The following is a 15,454-nucleotide window of genomic DNA, read 5'->3' as shown; positions in this document are numbered from 1 at the left end:
ATGACAGATTCCACCGATATCGTGCGAGGATCGACGATCCTGATCGTCGACGACGAGCCCGCCAATGTCTCGCTGCTGGAGCGCATCCTCAAGCGCGAAGGCTTTACCGCGCTGATCAGCACCACCGAACCGCGCGAGGCCTTGCGGCTTTTCCGCGAACATCCTGTCGATCTCGTTCTTCTCGATCTGATGATGCCCGATCTCGACGGCTTCGCCCTGCTGGAGACCTTTGCGAGGCTCATTCCCGAAAACAGCTATCTGCCGATCCTGGTGCTCACTGCGGATGCGACCCTGCCGACGCGCAGACGGGCGCTTTCGCTCGGTGCGAAGGATTTTCTGACGAAGCCCTTCGATGCGATCGAGGCGGTGCTGCGCATCTTCAACCTTCTCGAAACACGTATCCTGACACTGGAACTCGCCAAACACGGACTGGCGACGCCGAAATCGGAGCGTCCGCGGATTGATTGATCGGAATCGATTGATGGTGCCAGTTATCTTGGCGTATGGGCGTCAGGCCATTGGCGAATGTTGACCCAGCAGCGCAGCGGAAATCGGCAGCAATGAAACGGCTGAACCAGGCGCGTGGCGCCAATGACGGGGCCGGCCGCAAGCCGGCCCCCTAGAATTCAGAACATCGTGTTCTTGTTGGCAGCCTCGCTCGGAACCGCCTGGATCACGTCCCAGTGCTCGACGATCTTGCTGTCCTTGACGCGGAAAATATCGACGATGGCCTGGCCGCGGTCGTCGGCGCCGTTCGTCGCATGCACATGCAGCCAGACGAGATCGCCATCGGCGGCGCTGCGGACGATCTCCGCCTTCGATTGGGCATTGTCCTTGAAGAAGCCGGAGAAGAAGGAAATCAAAGGTTTCTTGCCGTCGGGAACCTGCGGATTGTGCTGCCGGTAGTCGTCGGCGACGACCGAGGCGGCTTCCAGATCGTGCTTGTTGAAGAAGCGGTCGTAGAACTCCACCACCAGCTTCCGGTTGGCTTCCTCGACCTTCAAATCCCGCGAGGCCGATTCAGCAAAAGCGCCGGCCGGCGCGGCGACGCCCGCCAGAATGACGAGTGCGAAAAGCAATTTCCCGAGTGTCATGTATCAAGCTCCTTGGTATGGATCGGCGATCTGGTCTAGAAAGCAGACTATGAGAACTGGTCTATGAAACCTCGACATGTCGAGCAAGGAGGCAGGTTTTGGTGGCAAGGTCAGCCGATAGTGACCGAGGAGGCAGCATGCCCAGGGAAACGGACGAGCCGAAACAGCGGCCTGGGGCGGGATGCCCGATCAGAGGCGTGCTCGATCGTATCGGCGATCAATGGAGCCTGCTCACCCTCGAGGCGTTGGAAGACGAGAAGAAGCGTTTCAACCAGCTGCTGCGTGAGATCGGGGACATCTCGAAACAGATGCTCTCCAAGACGTTGAGGCATCTGGAGCAGGACGGCTTCATCAGGCGCACCGTCTATCCGGAGGTGCCGCCGCGCGTGGAATATGAGCTGACGGAGCTGGGGCAATCCTTTCTCATCCCCATGAAAGCCCTGATCGGATGGGCTGAGCAGAACCGCACGGCAATCAAGAGCGCGCGGCAGCGATACGAAACCCCTTAGCGGGGAAATCCTGTCAGGCGAGCAGAACCTTTCCGCCGGTCCGGAACGGAAGGGCGGATTGCAGCGCCTGGCCGACCTTTTCCAGAGGAAACACCTCCCGCACCTCGGTCGCGATGACCTTCGAGGCGATCTGCGCAGCGATCTCGGAATAGGCGCGCTGGACCTCGCTCATCGCTTCGGAATGGACCCATTCCCGCAGATGACAATAGGAAAAGACGATATCGGGATGGGAGGCCCAGAAGGAAGCTGGGATGCTCTGGCCCGAAAGCAGGCCGTAATGCACGAAATGCCCGCCCGGCCTCAGCGCATCGGCGAGGAGGGAGGCGCGCGCGCCGCCGACGCAATCGAGCACCGCGTCGAGCCCGTGTCGACCGGTGAGACCGGCAGCGAGGTCGCTGTCCGCCCTGTCGACGATGACCGTCTCGAGGCGGCCGCGCAGGCGCGAGAGCGAGGCTTCGCTGCGAACGATTGCCACCGGCTCCACGCCCGCGGCATTGGCGAGCCCGATCAATACCGATCCGATCGAAGAGGCGGCGGCATTGATGGCGATGCGCATGCCGGATCTCAGCCCGATCTTATTGTGCAGCATCAGCCAGGCCGTCATCGGGTTGACGTAGCTGGTCGCCGCCTCGAAGTCGGTGAGCTCATCCGGAACGCGAAGGCACCAGCCGGAATCGGTATCCTTGAACTCCTGCCATCCGCCGGCGCTGCGAACCGGCAGCACGCGTGTTCCCGGTGAAAGCCCATGAACCTCCTCGCCGCACTGTTCGACCACCCCGAACGCCTCGAAGCCCGGAATGAAGGGCAAGGTCGTGCGCCCGGCATAAGCGCCTGAGATGGTGATGATATCGGAGGGATTGATCGACCGCGCCAGCAGGCGCACCCGGACCTGGTCGCGCCGCAGCGGCGCCAGTGCTACCCGCTCGAGCTCAACGACCTCCTGAGCCGGCCCGAATTTTCGCACGACCGCCTGATATTGCATTGCATCCCCCACACACTCCCGGTTAGATCACGCCTTCGAATTTGGGTGATCGAATGAGTGTTGACGACAGGCCTTTAGCATCCTTCCGGGTCTCGATGCGAGACATCGACATTTATGGCCATGTCCACAACTCCGTCTATCTCGATTATTGCGAGGATGCGGTCGTCGAGTTCCTGCGGCACCGGCAAATTCTCAGCCATTTCCGCCATACCTCCTCCGGCGTTGCCTATCACGTGAAGAAGGCGGAGATCACCTTCCACAACCCGATCGACGTCGATGACGTCGTCGAAGCGAAGGTCAGCATCGAGAAAATCGGGCGATCGAGCCTCTCATTTGCAATCGAACTCTTTCGCCAGCGCGACGGCGCCCATTGCGCATCGGCTTGCCTCGTCTGGGTATGCGTCAGTCTTTCCGACAGCCGCCCGACACCAATACCGGACGCGACCAAAACCGCTTTGTCTCTGGGTTAGTCGCCGATCAATCAAGCCCAGTGGGTATTTATGCCGATCCATGCGCAGCTTCTTCGACATGTAACGGAGACACCGGACAAGCCGGCGCTGGTGATTGACGGGCATTCCCTGAGCTACGGCGAGCTTTATTCCCGCGCCAAGGCAATCTATCGGTTTCTCCAGAAGCTCCCCCGCTCGAACCGCCGCATGCTCGATCTACCCGGTGTGGACAAGCTTGCCGCTCTCAGCCTCGGCAACCATATCGGCTTTGCCGAATATTTTGCAGCTGCTACCGCCTTCCCGACTGCTTGCGCGGTGATCGATCCGATGATGCCGCCGGAAAGGATCGAACGCATTGTCGAGCGCCTGGCGCCGGACGTGCTTGTTGTCGACGATGCTGCAGGCCCAAGCGCCGAAATCGGCCGCAGGTTCGGCATACCGGTGATCACGGCCAGTGCGGAGCCCTTCGACCTCGCCGCGACGGGAGACGACCTGCCTGTCGATACCGACGGAATCTTCCTGATCGGTTTTACCTCGGGCACCACCGCCGAGCCGAAAGCCTATTATCGCTCACGCGAGCAGTGGCGCCGAAGCCTCGACCGGGGGCGCGTCGTTTTCCAACTGGAAGACGCACCCTCCACCATGTGCCCGGGAGCCCTCGCGCATGGGCTGGCGCTTTACGCCCTGGTCGAAGCCTTGGATGCCGGGGCGACCTTCCATTCGGTCAGGAAATGGGAACCCGGCACGGTCGCGCGTATTCTCTCTTCCGCGCAGATAGAACGGATGGTTGCCGTGCCGACGCATATAGCGGGCATCGCTCGGGCCTGGTCGACGGAGCCCGCTTTGACATCGCTGCGCGACGTGCTGACCGCCGGCGCAAAACTCGATGTGAACGGCGTCGACTCCATGCGCCGCCTCTTTCCGAAGGCGCGCATTCGCGAATATTACGGCGCCTCCGAGATCGGCTTCATGACGGTCTCGACCCTCGTTGGCGGCGCAGTCGATTTTCCGATCGACCGGGTTGGACAAGCCTATCCCGGCGTCGAAATCTCCATTCGTGATCCGAATGAAAACGACGTCGGGAGCGACGTGCCGGGCACCATTTTCGTCAGAAGCGACCTGATCGCCGATGGCTATCTCTGGGGCGACGACGGTCAGGCGTTCCGGGTCACGGAAGCCGGAGCGACGGTCGGAGATCTCGGCGAACTCGATGCAAACGGCATGTTGCGGGTGATCGGCCGGGCGGGCGGCATGATGATATCAGGCGGCAACAACGTTTATCCTGCCGAAGTCGAGAGCGCGTTGAAAGCCTGCCCAGGGGTCGAAGATGCCGTTGTCTTCGCGCTACCGGACGCCTATCTGGGTCAGCGGATCATTGCTGTCGTCTCGGGAGAGATGAAGGACGCGAAAATCCTGGCCGATCATTGCGCGCGAGAGCTCGCCAGGTACAAGATCCCCAAGCAATTCTACCATATCGGAACCTGGCCGATGACGAGCAGCGGCAAGATCTCGAGGGGGCAAGTGGAGACATCAGTGGTTTCTGGAGGCGATCTTGTCTTACGCCTATCAGCCTGACGATGATTGGCAGCCGGTCGTGGTTGCCGCTTACCGCACCCCGATCGGCCGGGCTTTCGGATCGCTTGCGACCGTCGCGGCGGAAGACCTGCTTGCGCCGATCATCCGTCGCATTGTTGCCGAAACGGGAATTGCGCCCGAAACCATAGACGACGTGCTGGTCGGCAATGCCGCAGGCGGCGGCGGAAACATCGCGCGGCTGGCAGCCCTCACCGCCGGCCTGCCCATGGTGGTTCCGGGTATGACGATCGACCGGCAATGCGGCTCGGGCCTGGAAGCGATCATCATGGCAGCCCGGCTGATCCAGGCGAAAGCGGGCTCGTGTTTTCTGGCCGGCGGCGTGGAGAGCGTCAGCACCGCGCCATGGCGCGTCGAAAGACCAAAGGCGAATGGGGCGCTGCCGCGCTTTTACGGCCGCGCCCGGTTTTCGCCTGAAACGATCGGCGACCCGGAAATGGGAATTGCCGCCGAAAACGTCGCACGTCAGTTCGGCATATCGCGCCAGCGACAGGATGAATTCGCCCTGCGCAGCCACCGGCTCGCCGTGCAGGCGGCCGAGGCGGGCATCTTTCGACCCGAGATCGTTGAAATTTCCACCAGCCACGGCCTGATAGAACGGGACGAGTGCCCCCGCGCCGCGACATCTCCTGAGGCGCTTGCAAACCTCCGGCCAGTCTTCCTGCCGGATGGTTCGGTGACGGCAGGCAATGCCTGTCCGCTGAACGACGGCGCCTGCCTGGTGCTTGTGATGAGCCGCGGAATGGCAAGAAGCATGGGCATCGACGAGGGCCTGGCCTTCATCGACAGTGCCGCTGCCGGTGTGGATCCCAATCTGCTCGGCATCGGGCCGGTCGCCTCGACCAGGAAACTCATGCAGCGTCAGCCCGGGCTCTTGCTCGCGGGCATCGATGCCATCGAATTCAACGAGGCCTTCGCGGCCCAGGTTCTGGCGTCGCTGGATCAGCTCGAAATCCCGGCCGACGCGGTCAACAGGAGCGGCGGCGCCATTGCCTTGGGCCATCCATTCGGGGCCTCCGGCGCCGTCCTCGTGACCCGTCTATACAGCCAGATGATCCGCGACACCGGGGGAACCTTGATGACAGGCGCGACCGGGCTTGCGATGATCGGTATTGGCGGCGGCATCGGACTGACTGCCATGTTTGAGGCTGTCGAGCTTTCCTGAACCCAAGGGGCAACAGCGTCCGGCGCGAGACCATACGACGGTATTGCCTGCCCTCACCCTTGAACCAATCGACTACAGCCCGGCTCGTATCATAGCCTCCATCTGCTCGGGAACGACATGTCTGTCGATGGAGCGGATGAGGAGCAAAAGCATGTCGGATTCAGATACGAATATCCTCGCCGGTGAAGCTTACTTTTCTCACACGCGACCGGAAGCGATCTCCCTCAATGCAAATCCTGCGGATGCGATACTCGGCATCGTCCACGACTTGGGTAACCTGATCCAGGTCGCCACCTCCGCGCTGAACATGATGTCGCGCAGTCCCGACATCGAGATGGGCTCGACCCTGGTGCCGGTCTTCGCCAGTGCCAGGATCTCGCTTCAGCGGGCGGGAACGCTCGTTCAGCAGACGATGCGCCTTGCGAGTGACGGCAATGCCGCGGCCGAGCCAATCGACATCCGGGCTTGCCTGATGGAAATCGAAGCCCTGGCGAGAGCCACCTGGGACCGTGATATCGCGTTCGAGATATATGCGAGCGAGACACTTCCCATGCTCAGATGCAGCCGCGTGGGGTTGCAAAGCGCCATCATGAACCTGCTGCTCAACGCGCGCGACGCCATGCCGGATGGCGGTGTGATTTCGATCGCAGCCGCCGCCATCGACGGCGAAGGCGAAGGCGCCGGGATTGAATTGCGGATTTCGGACAACGGTCTCGGGATGACAGAAGATGTGCTGCACCGGGCGACCGATCCTTTCTTCACGACGAAAGCATCGGGGCTTGGAGGCTTCGGCCTGCCGATGGTCAAACGCTTCGCCCAGGAAGCACGGGGAAATCTCCATCTGGAAAGCGAGCCAGGCCGAGGCACGGTCGTGACGCTGCGATTGCCCGTCGAACGCTGATCCATCACTTTATTCCGGCAGATCCCGGCGAGCTGGAAAGAAACCAGTCAAATAGCCGGACGAAGTCTTTCGCCCGGCTCATTCGTCGTTCAGCTGCTATCAGGCGGCGGCGCGTTTGTGATCCGCCGGATGCTGAAGCCGGAAGCCGATCGCCAGCCTATTCCAGGCATTGATCATCGCGACGCCGATCGAAAGCGCCAGAAACTCGTCATCCGAGAAGTTGGCGTGCGCCTCTTCATAAATATCATCCGGCGCATGGCTTTTGGTGATCTCGGTGAGAGCCTCGGCCCAGACGAGCGCGGCCCGCTCCCGAGTGGTGAAGAGCTGCGACTCCCGCCAGGCGTTCAGAAGCAGCAGCCGGTCGTCCGTTTCGCCGAGCTTCAGCGCGTCTTGGCGGTGCATATGCAGGCAGTGAGCGCATCCGTTCATTTGGGACACGCGCACTTTGACGAGCTCGAGCAACTTCGGATCGAAGCTCTTGGCAATCCAGGCTTCAACCGCCACGAGACCATCGATGCCGCTATTTCTATAAGCCATGAAGTTCAGACGCTTGATCATTCTTGTCTCCATCGTGAGAGGATTGATGGTGCAAGCCAAGGTTTGCAGGCCAGTGAATACGCCTTGCCCTCCAGGTCGGCTAGCTGCCCCGACGGTAAGTTCGGCCGATGCCTGTCGACGTGACACGTTCCTCCATTTCGGCCGGATGCATGGACCGCAGAGCCAGCTGCCCTACTGCGTTCGCATAGGGTGACAGCGACCGAGGGAGAATGGTTTGGGACTGCGATCAGGCGCATTCTCCAATCCATCGGTTTACCGGCCGCACCGGAGATCTTGCGTGCGACGGCGCCGACGAAGTCGCTTCGCTCATCGAGGACGCGGTGGGCACGCCGAGCAGCTGCCTGCTCACCTTCAAGTCACCAGAGGATTATCCTCACCAAGGACAAGGAGACTACCCATGAAAATCGTCGTTATCGGCGGCACCGGCCTGATCGGCTCGAAGACCGTGGAAAGATTGCGCAACAAAGGGCACGAGGTGTTGGCGGCTTCGCCGAATTCGGGCGTCGACACGATCACCGGCAAAGGCCTGACGGAAGCGCTCGCAGGCGCACAGGTGGTGCTCGATCTCGCAAATTCACCCTCCTTCGAGGACAAGGCCGTTCTGGAATTCTTCCAGACCTCGGGCCGCAACCTGCTCAAGGCGGGGGCTGCTGCCGGCGTGAAGCATCACATCGCTCTGTCGATCGTCGGCATGGAACGGCTGCAGGGCAGCGGCTATATGCGCGCCAAGATGGCCCAGGAAGAGCTGATCAAGAGCTCCGGGCTACCCTACACCATCGTGCACTCCACACAGTTCCATGAATTCATGGCTGGCATCGCTCAGTCGAACACCGTCGGCCAGGCGGCGCATCTGTCGCCGGCCTATCTGCAGCCGATCGCCTCTGACGACGTCGCCGACGTCATGGCCGAGGTGGCGCTCGCCCCGCCTGTCAACGGCACGATCGAAATCGGCGGGCCGGAGAAAATCCGCCTTACCGACATCGTAACGCGTCTGTTCAAGGCGACGAACGATCCGCGCCAGGTGATCGCCGATCCGCACGCCCGCTACTTCGGCGTGGAGCTCGAGGACAATTCGCTCGTGACCGGCCCCAAGGCGCGGCTCGGCCGGATCCGCTTCGACGACTGGCTCAGCCGTCAGCCGGCCCAGAAAAAGAGCGCCTGATACCGGGCGTCCGACCCATTCCCATCAACGTAGGAGACCAGACATGCTCACCAAAATGATCTCGGCGGCGGCGCTCGCCGTTGTCCTTACCACAGGCACTCAGGCTCACGCGGCAGGCGGCGACGCGAAGGTAAGCGTCGTTTACGACCAGAAGCTCCCCAATGTTCCCGGCAAGAGCGTGCGGGCGGTGCTTGTCGAATATGGGCCAGGCGGCTCCTCGCCCGGCCATACGCATCCGGCTTCGGCCTTCATCTATGCCACCGTTTTCGAAGGAGCGATCACCAGCAAGGTGAATGACGGGCCGGAAAAAGTCTACAAGGCCGGCGAAAGCTTTCCCGAATTTCCCGGCGATCATCACAGCGTCAGCAAAAACGCCAGCAAGACAAAGCCGGCGCGCCTGCTTGCGGTCTTCGTGCTGAACACCGACGAGACGGAGCTGACGATCGACGACAAGTGACGCCATGCGTGATGCCCGGCGGCGCCGGGCATCACTTCCTCGCCGTGTCTCAGGCCGCCTGCAGCGCCAGTTCCAGGTCGGCAATCAGATCATCCGGATGTTCGATGCCGATCGACAGGCGGATCGTCGATTCCAACACACCGATGCGCTGGCGGACATCGGCAGGCACACCGGAATGCGTCATGGCGGCCGGATGGCTCGCAAGCGATTCCGTGCCGCCGAGGCTGACCGCGAGCTTGAAGATCTGTAGCGCGTTCAGGAATTTGAACGAAGCGGGCTGACCGCCGCGAATATCGAAAGAGAAGGTGGAGCCGGCGCCGGTGCATTGCGCCCTGAAGGTCCGGCCGGCCGGCGATTCCGGATCGTGGTAGGGCAGGTAGTGGACCCTCTCAACCTTCGGATGATCACGCAGAAAATCGGCAACGGCCCGCGCGTTGCTGTTTGCCCGCTCCATGCGCAGCTGCAGCGTCTCCAGCGAACGGCCGAGCATCCAGCAGGAATGTGGATCGAGCTGCGTGCCGATCGCGCCGCGCAGGGCCTTGATCTGCTTGATCACTGCCTTGCGACCAAGAACGGCGCCGGCGATCAGATCGGAATGACCGCCGACATATTTGGTCAGCGAATAGAGCGAGATATCGGCGCCGTGCTCGATCGGCCGCTGGAAGACCGGTCCGAGCAGGGTATTGTCGCAGACGATGATCGGCATATGGCCCTGTCTTGCACCGATCATGTCGGCCACCCGCCGGATCATCGCGACATCGACCAGGCTGTTGGTCGGATTGGCAGGCGTCTCAATCAGGATGACGGAGACGCGGCCTTTGCCCATCGCCTCTTCCGCCGCCTTCTGCACCGATCCTTCGCTGACGCCGTCGGCAAATCCAACGGCGGCGGTGCCGAGGTTGAGGAAGGTCTTCGCCAGCAATGTTTCCGTTCCCCCATAGAGCGGTTGCGAATGCAAGATCGCATCGCCAGGCCGGACGAAGGCAAGCAGAGTGGTGGCGATCGCCGCCATGCCGGATGAAAACAGCACGCCGCTTTCCGTCCGTTCGTAGACGGCAAGCCTGTCCTCGACGATCTCGCTGTTTGGATGGTTGAAACGCGAGTAGACGAGGCCGGCCCCTTTCCCCTCGGGCGGCTCGCGGCGGCCCGACACATAATCGAAGAAGTCGCGGCCATCCTCCGCGGTATTGAACACGAAGGTGGAGGTGAGGAACACCGGCGGCTTGACCGCCCCTTCCGAGAGTTCCGGATCGTAGCCGTAGTTCAGCATCTGTGTTTCGGGATGCAAGGCATGATTGCCGATATGGGTTTTGGAAGGATGCGGGGCGGTCATCATCGTCTCCTGTTTCGGGACTGCAGAAACGGCAGAATACATCAAAACTATATGAGAGGAGCAATCATCGCGGTCAGCTCATGGTCTCGCCCAGAGTGTCCGCGACATAGGCGCCACGCGCTCCCATCGGCAGCGGCGTGCCCTTTGCGGTCTGATGCTCCAGTTCGGCGTTAAGCTCCCCTCCGACGATAAGAATGACGACGGAAAGCCAGATCCAGATGAGGAAGCCGATCAGCGCGCCGAGCGTGCCGTATGTCGCGTTGTAATTGGCAAAATGATCCAGATAGAAGGAGAAACCGAGGGACATGGCAGCCCAGGCGACCGTGGTCAGAACCGCGCCCCACGTCATCCACCGGAGCGTGGCAGGCTCGCGGCTGGGGCCGAAGCGGTAGACCGATGTGACCGCCACCGCGACGACCAGCAGAAGCAGCGGCCATCGCATGAGAAGCGCCATATGCTCCTTGAATTGATCGAGCCAGAGATAGGAGAGGACCACCGGCATGACCCCGACGAGCGCCACCATGACCACCATCAAAAGCATCGCGCACAAGGTGAAGCAGAGACCTATCAGGTTCAACCGGACAAGCCCCCGCTTCTCCTCCTCCTCATAGGCGACGTTCATCGCGTCGAAGATCGCCAGCGTGCCGCTATGCGTGCTCCACAGGGCGATGCCGAGACCGACGAAGAAGGTCATGCCGAGCGTGGCGTCGCGCCGGTTGACCAGTTCCTTGATCTGGTCGGCAAGAAGATCGAACGCGCCGGGCGGCAAAAGCGCGGCCAATTCGCGAAGGTGTTCGGATATGATGATCGGATCGGCAACCAGCCCGTAAAGAGAGACCAAGGCCGCCATGGCTGGAAACAGCGCCAGCAACAGATAAAAGGTCACGCCCGCCGCAATCAACGTCACTCGGTCGGCGAGGACTTCGTGGAAGACACGCCAGAACACGTCGCGCAGACCGCTGAGAGGAATGGCCTCGGGCACACTGGCACTGCGGCCATGATCGTCACCCCGGTGGCCGGTATTCGCAGACGGGGCGACCGAACTGCGCTCTTTTGCCTGCATCAAGACAAGCGCGCCGATCCCCGCGGCCATCACTGTCGCGGCAATGGAGAGCCTCTTGAGGTGAAGCACATCGGACATGAGGATGTTCTCCGGTCTGGTGCTGACATAACGCAGGCCGCCGCTAAAGGATGCAAGCCGTTGCTTTCCTACGGACATTTGATGCGGGGGCGACGTCAGTCTGTTCCCAGGCGGGTCAGGCTGCAGGGGAATGGACACGAAAGTGGGAGCAATTCGGAAAGCCATAAGTCATTGATATCGCTTCAATCACATAAGACTACGGAAGCAAAATCGGACTTTGGTTTCGTTACCGCGTTGCCGGCTGCCTGTCCGAAAGGGCTGCCAACTAGGGTTTCTTGGCGGCCACGAGGCCATAGATTGGCGCTCGGCTCACATCCGGAGCGCAATTTGGATCCAAAATCCACTCGCCACCATCCCGATTCCGGCACCTTTCGGCGACCGGCATCCGCAGATGAAGCGTTGATCACAAGCCTGGCAAAAGAATAGCGCCGGCGACGATGGCCTGCAATAGCCGCTTGCGTTTTCACCCGACAAATATCGGGTCAGAGCATCCACGACCGATTGCTTTCCCCCGGCACAGCTCACGACCAAGCGTCGTCGAGACCGAGACGCTGCCTGCTCACGGACACGATCTTGAAGGCCTCGTTGTCGCGTACCAGATTGTCGGCAATTGACAGAATACGCCCAGCGATCGACGAACACGCAAGCATCTGCGCAGCAAGAAGGCGAAGCCAGCTGCCCACTCAGGATGGCGAGCAGTTCGCAGCCTGGCCTCATTCAGCCATCGGCGCCCCGACCGTCGCCGGCGGCGCTGCTCCGGCAGTTCAGTATCAGGCGCCCGTGGGCACCCCCTTCGCACGGCGCAGGATCATCTCGAGGTATAGTGGCCGGGATTGACGCAGGTCTTCCCCAGACTGCCTGAGAGCAAGGGACTTCCCCATCAATACGCGCACCACTGTCGGGCGCTGCTCCATCTGCCATGGCGGCGCGGCCTTAGCGCCACATATGCCTATCCCACGAGAATGAACCGGGGGCTGCCGTTTCACACATGCATTCGGCTCGCCACCGCGGGCAAATCGCTGAACGTCACCGCAGCTTCATGTGCGCTAACGAAGGTCTCATCCGCGAACTGCCGATCCCCTGCCCCGCAATCCTTCCACTCAATCACATAAGGACCCGACTGCAGATGACAGCTGCGCCGCTGGACCGCATCACACCGAGACGGCAGCCTCAATGGCGGGACGGCAATCCCTGCGCCCGGACAACTGCCTGATGGACCCCGTTGTCCGCGGACAACGGGATGATCAACGTGATTCCAATCAGATCATTTGCGCGAACGGCCCCACAGCAATTGATGGCGCGACCGACGAGATACCCCTGATGTCACCTTGCCAGCCGGCATCCTGGACGCGCAGCACCATGACCGCCGTGGCGGCGCCGCCAGCCATCGCAGAGCGGCGCCTTGTCGAACAGCTTCGTGAATGTGCGCAAAGAATTTGGTAAAGATCGGACCAGCCGGCAGATCTGCCCGCTCGTTCCACAAGGGACGGAATGCGGCCCATTCGAAAAGCCGCGCAGTTGCCGGCGTAGTGATTTTTCTCGCCGAAAGCTTCCACGGATGATCGTCGGCTGGCTCAGCGACGAGGCGGAAACGAACTCATCCACCGCGCGGTGGGAAGCCACTGGACCAATTAACAAGGCCGAAGCGAAAGTGGCTTGATGACAGCGGCAGCATCCGCATGCGGTGGAAGCCGATGGGCCGGTCCCTGCCGCAAATGACCAGTGTAAGGTGGTCAGTTTGGCGACCGCTTGTCGAATATTCGATCAATGCACCCATCAGCTGGACGGCGATGCGTAAGGTCACGCGCTCGACCGAGCGAAAGGCCCAACCAAGACAGACCAAGAGAGGATCGTCATCGTCGACCACCGAGCCGCCCTCACCTTCGCGCACCCCGGCGCTTGAGGCGCAGCAATGCGATCACTGATGCTCTCACCGATCGCTTCACCCCGGACCGAGCCGACCTCCGTCGTCTCGCAGCGAAGCGCAGCCCTTCCTCCGGCATCGCACCTCGGCTGGTTGTCCGCGGACAACACCATGCCAGCCCCATCACCTGCGAGAAAAGCTGCACCTGCCCGACCGCCTTCGTCCGCAGCGTGATCCACATAAAGAGCGGCGCAACCGCCAGGCTTGAATTTGCCGCATTGCGGCACTACCTCGTGACGGACTGAAGCGCTTAACCCCTCCGAGCAGCTTCGGTCCGACGGACAGCATCTCTCCTCCCCGGCTGTCGGTCACAATCGAAGCCCGGCGCATCTCTCCCGCGCCGGGCTTTTGTCGTTTTGGCCGCCTTCCGTCGCCGGCCAGTCAGCAACGCTTCCCAATTTCTCCATTCTTGTGGACGCTCCTCAAGCGATAGGCCGTGAACCGGTGAAGCCGGCGGAAGCGACTTAGTACCCGTCGCCTGCTGATCTTCACTGGCATCTGAACGCCGCCTTCCCAGAGGAGCCTCGAATGCCTCGGCGAGACCGCGCGCGCTCGGATCGGCCAGCAGCTCGTCCGTGGACGCGCCGTATCCAGATCCATACGGACCAGAGCAATCCCGCTTCGTCCTCCGCGGACACGGCCGTGGCTCGGACACCTCGGCGCACTTGGCCAATCTCAAAGGCACCGGCAGTAAAATCTCACCGGCAAGCATTCCGGCGCCAGGGCAGGGGAGACCGTGACGCGCCTGCACTCAGCTTAGGGAGGGTGAGTCAGACGTCGGCACTCCAAGCTTTGTCATCACCCATGCCGTCCTGGGCAGAGTGTTTGGGTGTGGCGATACCATTGCCGGCCAGAAGTGTGACCGGCTGATTGCGCCGCCGAAGGGCAGGGCGGCATCGAGGGCGTTTATCTCCCGGCACGGCGATGTGCTGCATCGCTCCCATTCCTCACGAAGATGGAGCGGTCGACTCGGGCGGAACGGATGTTTCAAACGTCGTCATAACAAAGCGCCCATTGGTCGCCGATATACCAGCAGCGTCCAAGACGCGGATCCGCCTTCCACAGCAGGCTTTTGACGAACTCGATACCGCCGCGCTTGAAGGCGGCCGTCAGCGCTTCGATTTCGTTCTCGTCGATCGTCAAACCGCCCTCGGCGCAGACGAAATAAGCCGTGCTGATCCACCGCGCCGCAAATCCATTCTCGCCGCGCTCGATGCGAAGCGCGGCGCCGTGGGATGCGTGACGGCCGCCATTCGACGGTCGGCCCTGGCGCGGCACGCCAAGCGGCAGCACTAGGCGCCCTCCGGGCCGCAGCCCTTCGATCCATGATGCCGCGGGACGCGTGACGGCGAAATTCACATAGATCGCATCCACCTCTTGCTGCGGCCATTGAGTGCCGTCGGCGATGATGACGCTGACATTGGCTCGGTCGGCAAGCGCCGTTTGAGCGTGGCCGGCCAGATCGGCGTCCATCTCGACGGCATAGACATGACCGGCAGCACCGACCAGCTCCGCGAGGATGGCGCTATAATAACCGGTGCCGGCACCGATATGGACGATACGATCACCGACCTTGACGTCGAGTTCGCCCAGGAGCCGGGCATGCAGTGAGGGACTGCCGTTGTTGACGCCCTTGTCGGGCTGCAGGGCGAATAACACATCCTGATAGGCCAGAACCAAATCGGAGGAGGGGAGGGGGCGATATCCGCCACCCAGATTGGCGATCTGCCATGGCGGAGCACCGAGAAATTTCTCGCGTGGCACAGCGGCAAAGGCAGCTTCGATCCGCGGGTTCGTCATCCCGGCGGTCGCCGCCACCTGATGGGCATAAGCGCGGCGGATCACCGCAAGGTCGTCGGCCGTGAACATTGCACTGGGCATGGGCAAATCTCCGGACATGGCTCCGATCTGTTCTGTTTTACGTCTTTGCGGCGCCAGATCCATCACTAGCGGTATTGGACCCCTAGCTATAGCGTGAGGGAGGCACTTCCATCCCATTCCGCAGTAGCGGAACTAATTGGCTAATTAAGTTCATTATACCGATCAATTAATCATATTTTCAGTGAACTGCAGAGATGCGGGATATCTATGCGCCGTCGCCGAACTGGCCGTGGAGATAAATGCGGTTGATAGTCGCTCTGCGCTTTCTTTTATAGGTCAATCCGGGGCAGGGGAGACAATGACGG

General features: G+C 61.5%; 16 protein-coding genes. 8 read left to right on the top strand and 8 right to left on the bottom strand.

Annotation, left to right across the window (positions count from 1 at the left end; all coding sequences use genetic code 11):
• Positions 1 to 468 carry a response regulator gene (locus tag ACMUVN_RS18270; RefSeq protein WP_047616656.1) on the top strand — a complete coding sequence of 156 codons (468 nt, stop codon included), beginning with the start codon at positions 1 to 3 and terminating at the stop codon, positions 466 to 468.
• A 158-nt stretch (positions 469 to 626) separates the two neighbouring features.
• Here ACMUVN_RS18270 and ACMUVN_RS18265 read toward each other — a convergent pair whose 3' ends face one another.
• Positions 627 to 1,094: a nuclear transport factor 2 family protein gene (locus ACMUVN_RS18265; RefSeq protein ID WP_063474027.1), complete on the bottom strand. Its 468-nt coding sequence runs from the start codon at positions 1,092 to 1,094 to the stop codon at positions 627 to 629.
• Between the two features lie 137 nt (positions 1,095 to 1,231).
• Between ACMUVN_RS18265 and ACMUVN_RS18260 the strand changes: the two genes are divergently transcribed.
• Complete coding sequence (locus tag ACMUVN_RS18260; protein ID WP_063474026.1) at positions 1,232 to 1,603, top strand: winged helix-turn-helix transcriptional regulator; 372 nt, start codon at positions 1,232 to 1,234, stop codon at positions 1,601 to 1,603.
• Between the two features lie 13 nt (positions 1,604 to 1,616).
• On the opposite strand, the gene ACMUVN_RS18255 is transcribed toward ACMUVN_RS18260, so the two are convergent.
• Positions 1,617 to 2,585 (bottom strand): zinc-dependent alcohol dehydrogenase family protein, encoded by a 969-nt coding sequence (locus ACMUVN_RS18255; protein WP_063474025.1) that lies wholly within the window; start codon positions 2,583 to 2,585, stop codon positions 1,617 to 1,619.
• 53 nt (positions 2,586 to 2,638) lie between these two features.
• On the opposite strand from ACMUVN_RS18255, the gene ACMUVN_RS18250 reads away from it, so the two are divergent.
• The 4 genes from ACMUVN_RS18250 to ACMUVN_RS18235 are packed head-to-tail and all read left to right on the top strand — an operon-like array spanning position 2,639 to position 6,693.
• Positions 2,639 to 3,055, top strand: coding sequence for an acyl-CoA thioesterase (locus tag ACMUVN_RS18250; RefSeq protein WP_047616650.1), 417 nt, complete (start codon positions 2,639 to 2,641; stop codon positions 3,053 to 3,055).
• A 30-nt stretch (positions 3,056 to 3,085) separates the two neighbouring features.
• Complete coding sequence (locus ACMUVN_RS18245) at positions 3,086 to 4,609, top strand: class I adenylate-forming enzyme family protein (RefSeq protein WP_063474024.1); 1,524 nt, start codon at positions 3,086 to 3,088, stop codon at positions 4,607 to 4,609.
• Entirely contained in the window at positions 4,587 to 5,792 is a 1,206-nt protein-coding gene (locus ACMUVN_RS18240) for a thiolase family protein (RefSeq protein ID WP_063474023.1), read from the top strand. Before ACMUVN_RS18245 ends, ACMUVN_RS18240 begins: the two co-directional genes overlap by 23 nt.
• The gene (locus ACMUVN_RS18235; RefSeq protein WP_245294545.1) at positions 5,770 to 6,693 is read left to right on the top strand and encodes a sensor histidine kinase; all 924 of its coding nucleotides are present in this window, start codon (positions 5,770 to 5,772) and stop codon (positions 6,691 to 6,693) included. Before ACMUVN_RS18240 ends, ACMUVN_RS18235 begins: the two co-directional genes overlap by 23 nt.
• 99 nt (positions 6,694 to 6,792) lie before the next feature.
• On the opposite strand, the gene ACMUVN_RS18230 is transcribed toward ACMUVN_RS18235, so the two are convergent.
• A complete protein-coding gene (locus ACMUVN_RS18230; RefSeq protein ID WP_047616642.1) occupies positions 6,793 to 7,251 on the bottom strand; it encodes a carboxymuconolactone decarboxylase family protein in 459 nt (152 codons plus the stop codon).
• Positions 7,252 to 7,648: 397 nt separating this feature from the next.
• On the opposite strand from ACMUVN_RS18230, the gene ACMUVN_RS18225 reads away from it, so the two are divergent.
• Positions 7,649 to 8,413: an SDR family oxidoreductase gene (locus ACMUVN_RS18225; protein WP_063474021.1), complete on the top strand. Its 765-nt coding sequence runs from the start codon at positions 7,649 to 7,651 to the stop codon at positions 8,411 to 8,413.
• A 43-nt stretch (positions 8,414 to 8,456) separates the two neighbouring features.
• Positions 8,457 to 8,870, top strand: coding sequence for a cupin domain-containing protein (locus ACMUVN_RS18220; RefSeq protein WP_414815357.1), 414 nt, complete (start codon positions 8,457 to 8,459; stop codon positions 8,868 to 8,870).
• Positions 8,871 to 8,919: 49 nt separating this feature from the next.
• On the opposite strand, the gene ACMUVN_RS18215 is transcribed toward ACMUVN_RS18220, so the two are convergent.
• From ACMUVN_RS18215 to ACMUVN_RS18195, 5 genes are all read right to left on the bottom strand, one after another.
• Positions 8,920 to 10,203 carry a cystathionine gamma-synthase family protein gene (locus ACMUVN_RS18215; protein ID WP_063474019.1) on the bottom strand — a complete coding sequence of 428 codons (1,284 nt, stop codon included), beginning with the start codon at positions 10,201 to 10,203 and terminating at the stop codon, positions 8,920 to 8,922.
• A gap of 73 nt (positions 10,204 to 10,276) precedes the next feature.
• Positions 10,277 to 11,344, bottom strand: a complete 1,068-nt coding sequence (locus ACMUVN_RS18210) for a YihY/virulence factor BrkB family protein (RefSeq protein ID WP_414815356.1) — start codon at positions 11,342 to 11,344, stop codon at positions 10,277 to 10,279.
• Between the two features lie 1,259 nt (positions 11,345 to 12,603).
• A complete protein-coding gene (locus ACMUVN_RS18205; protein WP_125853679.1) occupies positions 12,604 to 12,900 on the bottom strand; it encodes a hypothetical protein in 297 nt (98 codons plus the stop codon).
• Positions 12,901 to 12,941: 41 nt separating this feature from the next.
• The gene (locus ACMUVN_RS18200) at positions 12,942 to 13,211 is read right to left on the bottom strand and encodes a hypothetical protein (RefSeq protein WP_125853677.1); all 270 of its coding nucleotides are present in this window, start codon (positions 13,209 to 13,211) and stop codon (positions 12,942 to 12,944) included.
• A 1,044-nt stretch (positions 13,212 to 14,255) separates the two neighbouring features.
• A complete protein-coding gene (locus tag ACMUVN_RS18195) occupies positions 14,256 to 15,167 on the bottom strand; it encodes a protein-L-isoaspartate O-methyltransferase family protein (RefSeq protein ID WP_063474017.1) in 912 nt (303 codons plus the stop codon).
• Positions 15,168 to 15,454 lie beyond the last annotated feature (287 nt).

Source organism: Rhizobium sp. IY2 (assembly GCF_047532935.1).
GTDB lineage: Bacteria > Pseudomonadota > Alphaproteobacteria > Rhizobiales > Rhizobiaceae > Rhizobium > Rhizobium anhuiense.
The sequence above is the reverse complement of the archived record's forward strand: the minus strand, read 5'-3'. Positions and strand labels throughout refer to the sequence as shown.

What these genes read in the sequence shown, in the direction of transcription:
- ACMUVN_RS18270 (WP_047616656.1), top strand. Translation starts at nt 1, where the DNA reads ATGACAGATTCCACCGATATCGTGCGAGGATCGACGATCCTGATCGTC.
- ACMUVN_RS18265 (WP_063474027.1), bottom strand. Translation starts at nt 1,094, where the DNA reads ATGACACTCGGGAAATTGCTTTTCGCACTCGTCATTCTGGCGGGCGTC.
- ACMUVN_RS18260 (WP_063474026.1), top strand. Translation starts at nt 1,232, where the DNA reads ATGCCCAGGGAAACGGACGAGCCGAAACAGCGGCCTGGGGCGGGATGC.
- ACMUVN_RS18255 (WP_063474025.1), bottom strand. Translation starts at nt 2,585, where the DNA reads ATGCAATATCAGGCGGTCGTGCGAAAATTCGGGCCGGCTCAGGAGGTC.
- ACMUVN_RS18250 (WP_047616650.1), top strand. Translation starts at nt 2,639, where the DNA reads ATGAGTGTTGACGACAGGCCTTTAGCATCCTTCCGGGTCTCGATGCGA.
- ACMUVN_RS18245 (WP_063474024.1), top strand. Translation starts at nt 3,086, where the DNA reads ATGCCGATCCATGCGCAGCTTCTTCGACATGTAACGGAGACACCGGAC.
- ACMUVN_RS18230 (WP_047616642.1), bottom strand. Translation starts at nt 7,251, where the DNA reads ATGATCAAGCGTCTGAACTTCATGGCTTATAGAAATAGCGGCATCGAT.
- ACMUVN_RS18225 (WP_063474021.1), top strand. Translation starts at nt 7,649, where the DNA reads ATGAAAATCGTCGTTATCGGCGGCACCGGCCTGATCGGCTCGAAGACC.
- ACMUVN_RS18220 (WP_414815357.1), top strand. Translation starts at nt 8,457, where the DNA reads ATGCTCACCAAAATGATCTCGGCGGCGGCGCTCGCCGTTGTCCTTACC.
- ACMUVN_RS18215 (WP_063474019.1), bottom strand. Translation starts at nt 10,203, where the DNA reads ATGACCGCCCCGCATCCTTCCAAAACCCATATCGGCAATCATGCCTTG.
- ACMUVN_RS18210 (WP_414815356.1), bottom strand. Translation starts at nt 11,344, where the DNA reads ATGTCCGATGTGCTTCACCTCAAGAGGCTCTCCATTGCCGCGACAGTG.
- ACMUVN_RS18195 (WP_063474017.1), bottom strand. Translation starts at nt 15,167, where the DNA reads ATGTCCGGAGATTTGCCCATGCCCAGTGCAATGTTCACGGCCGACGAC.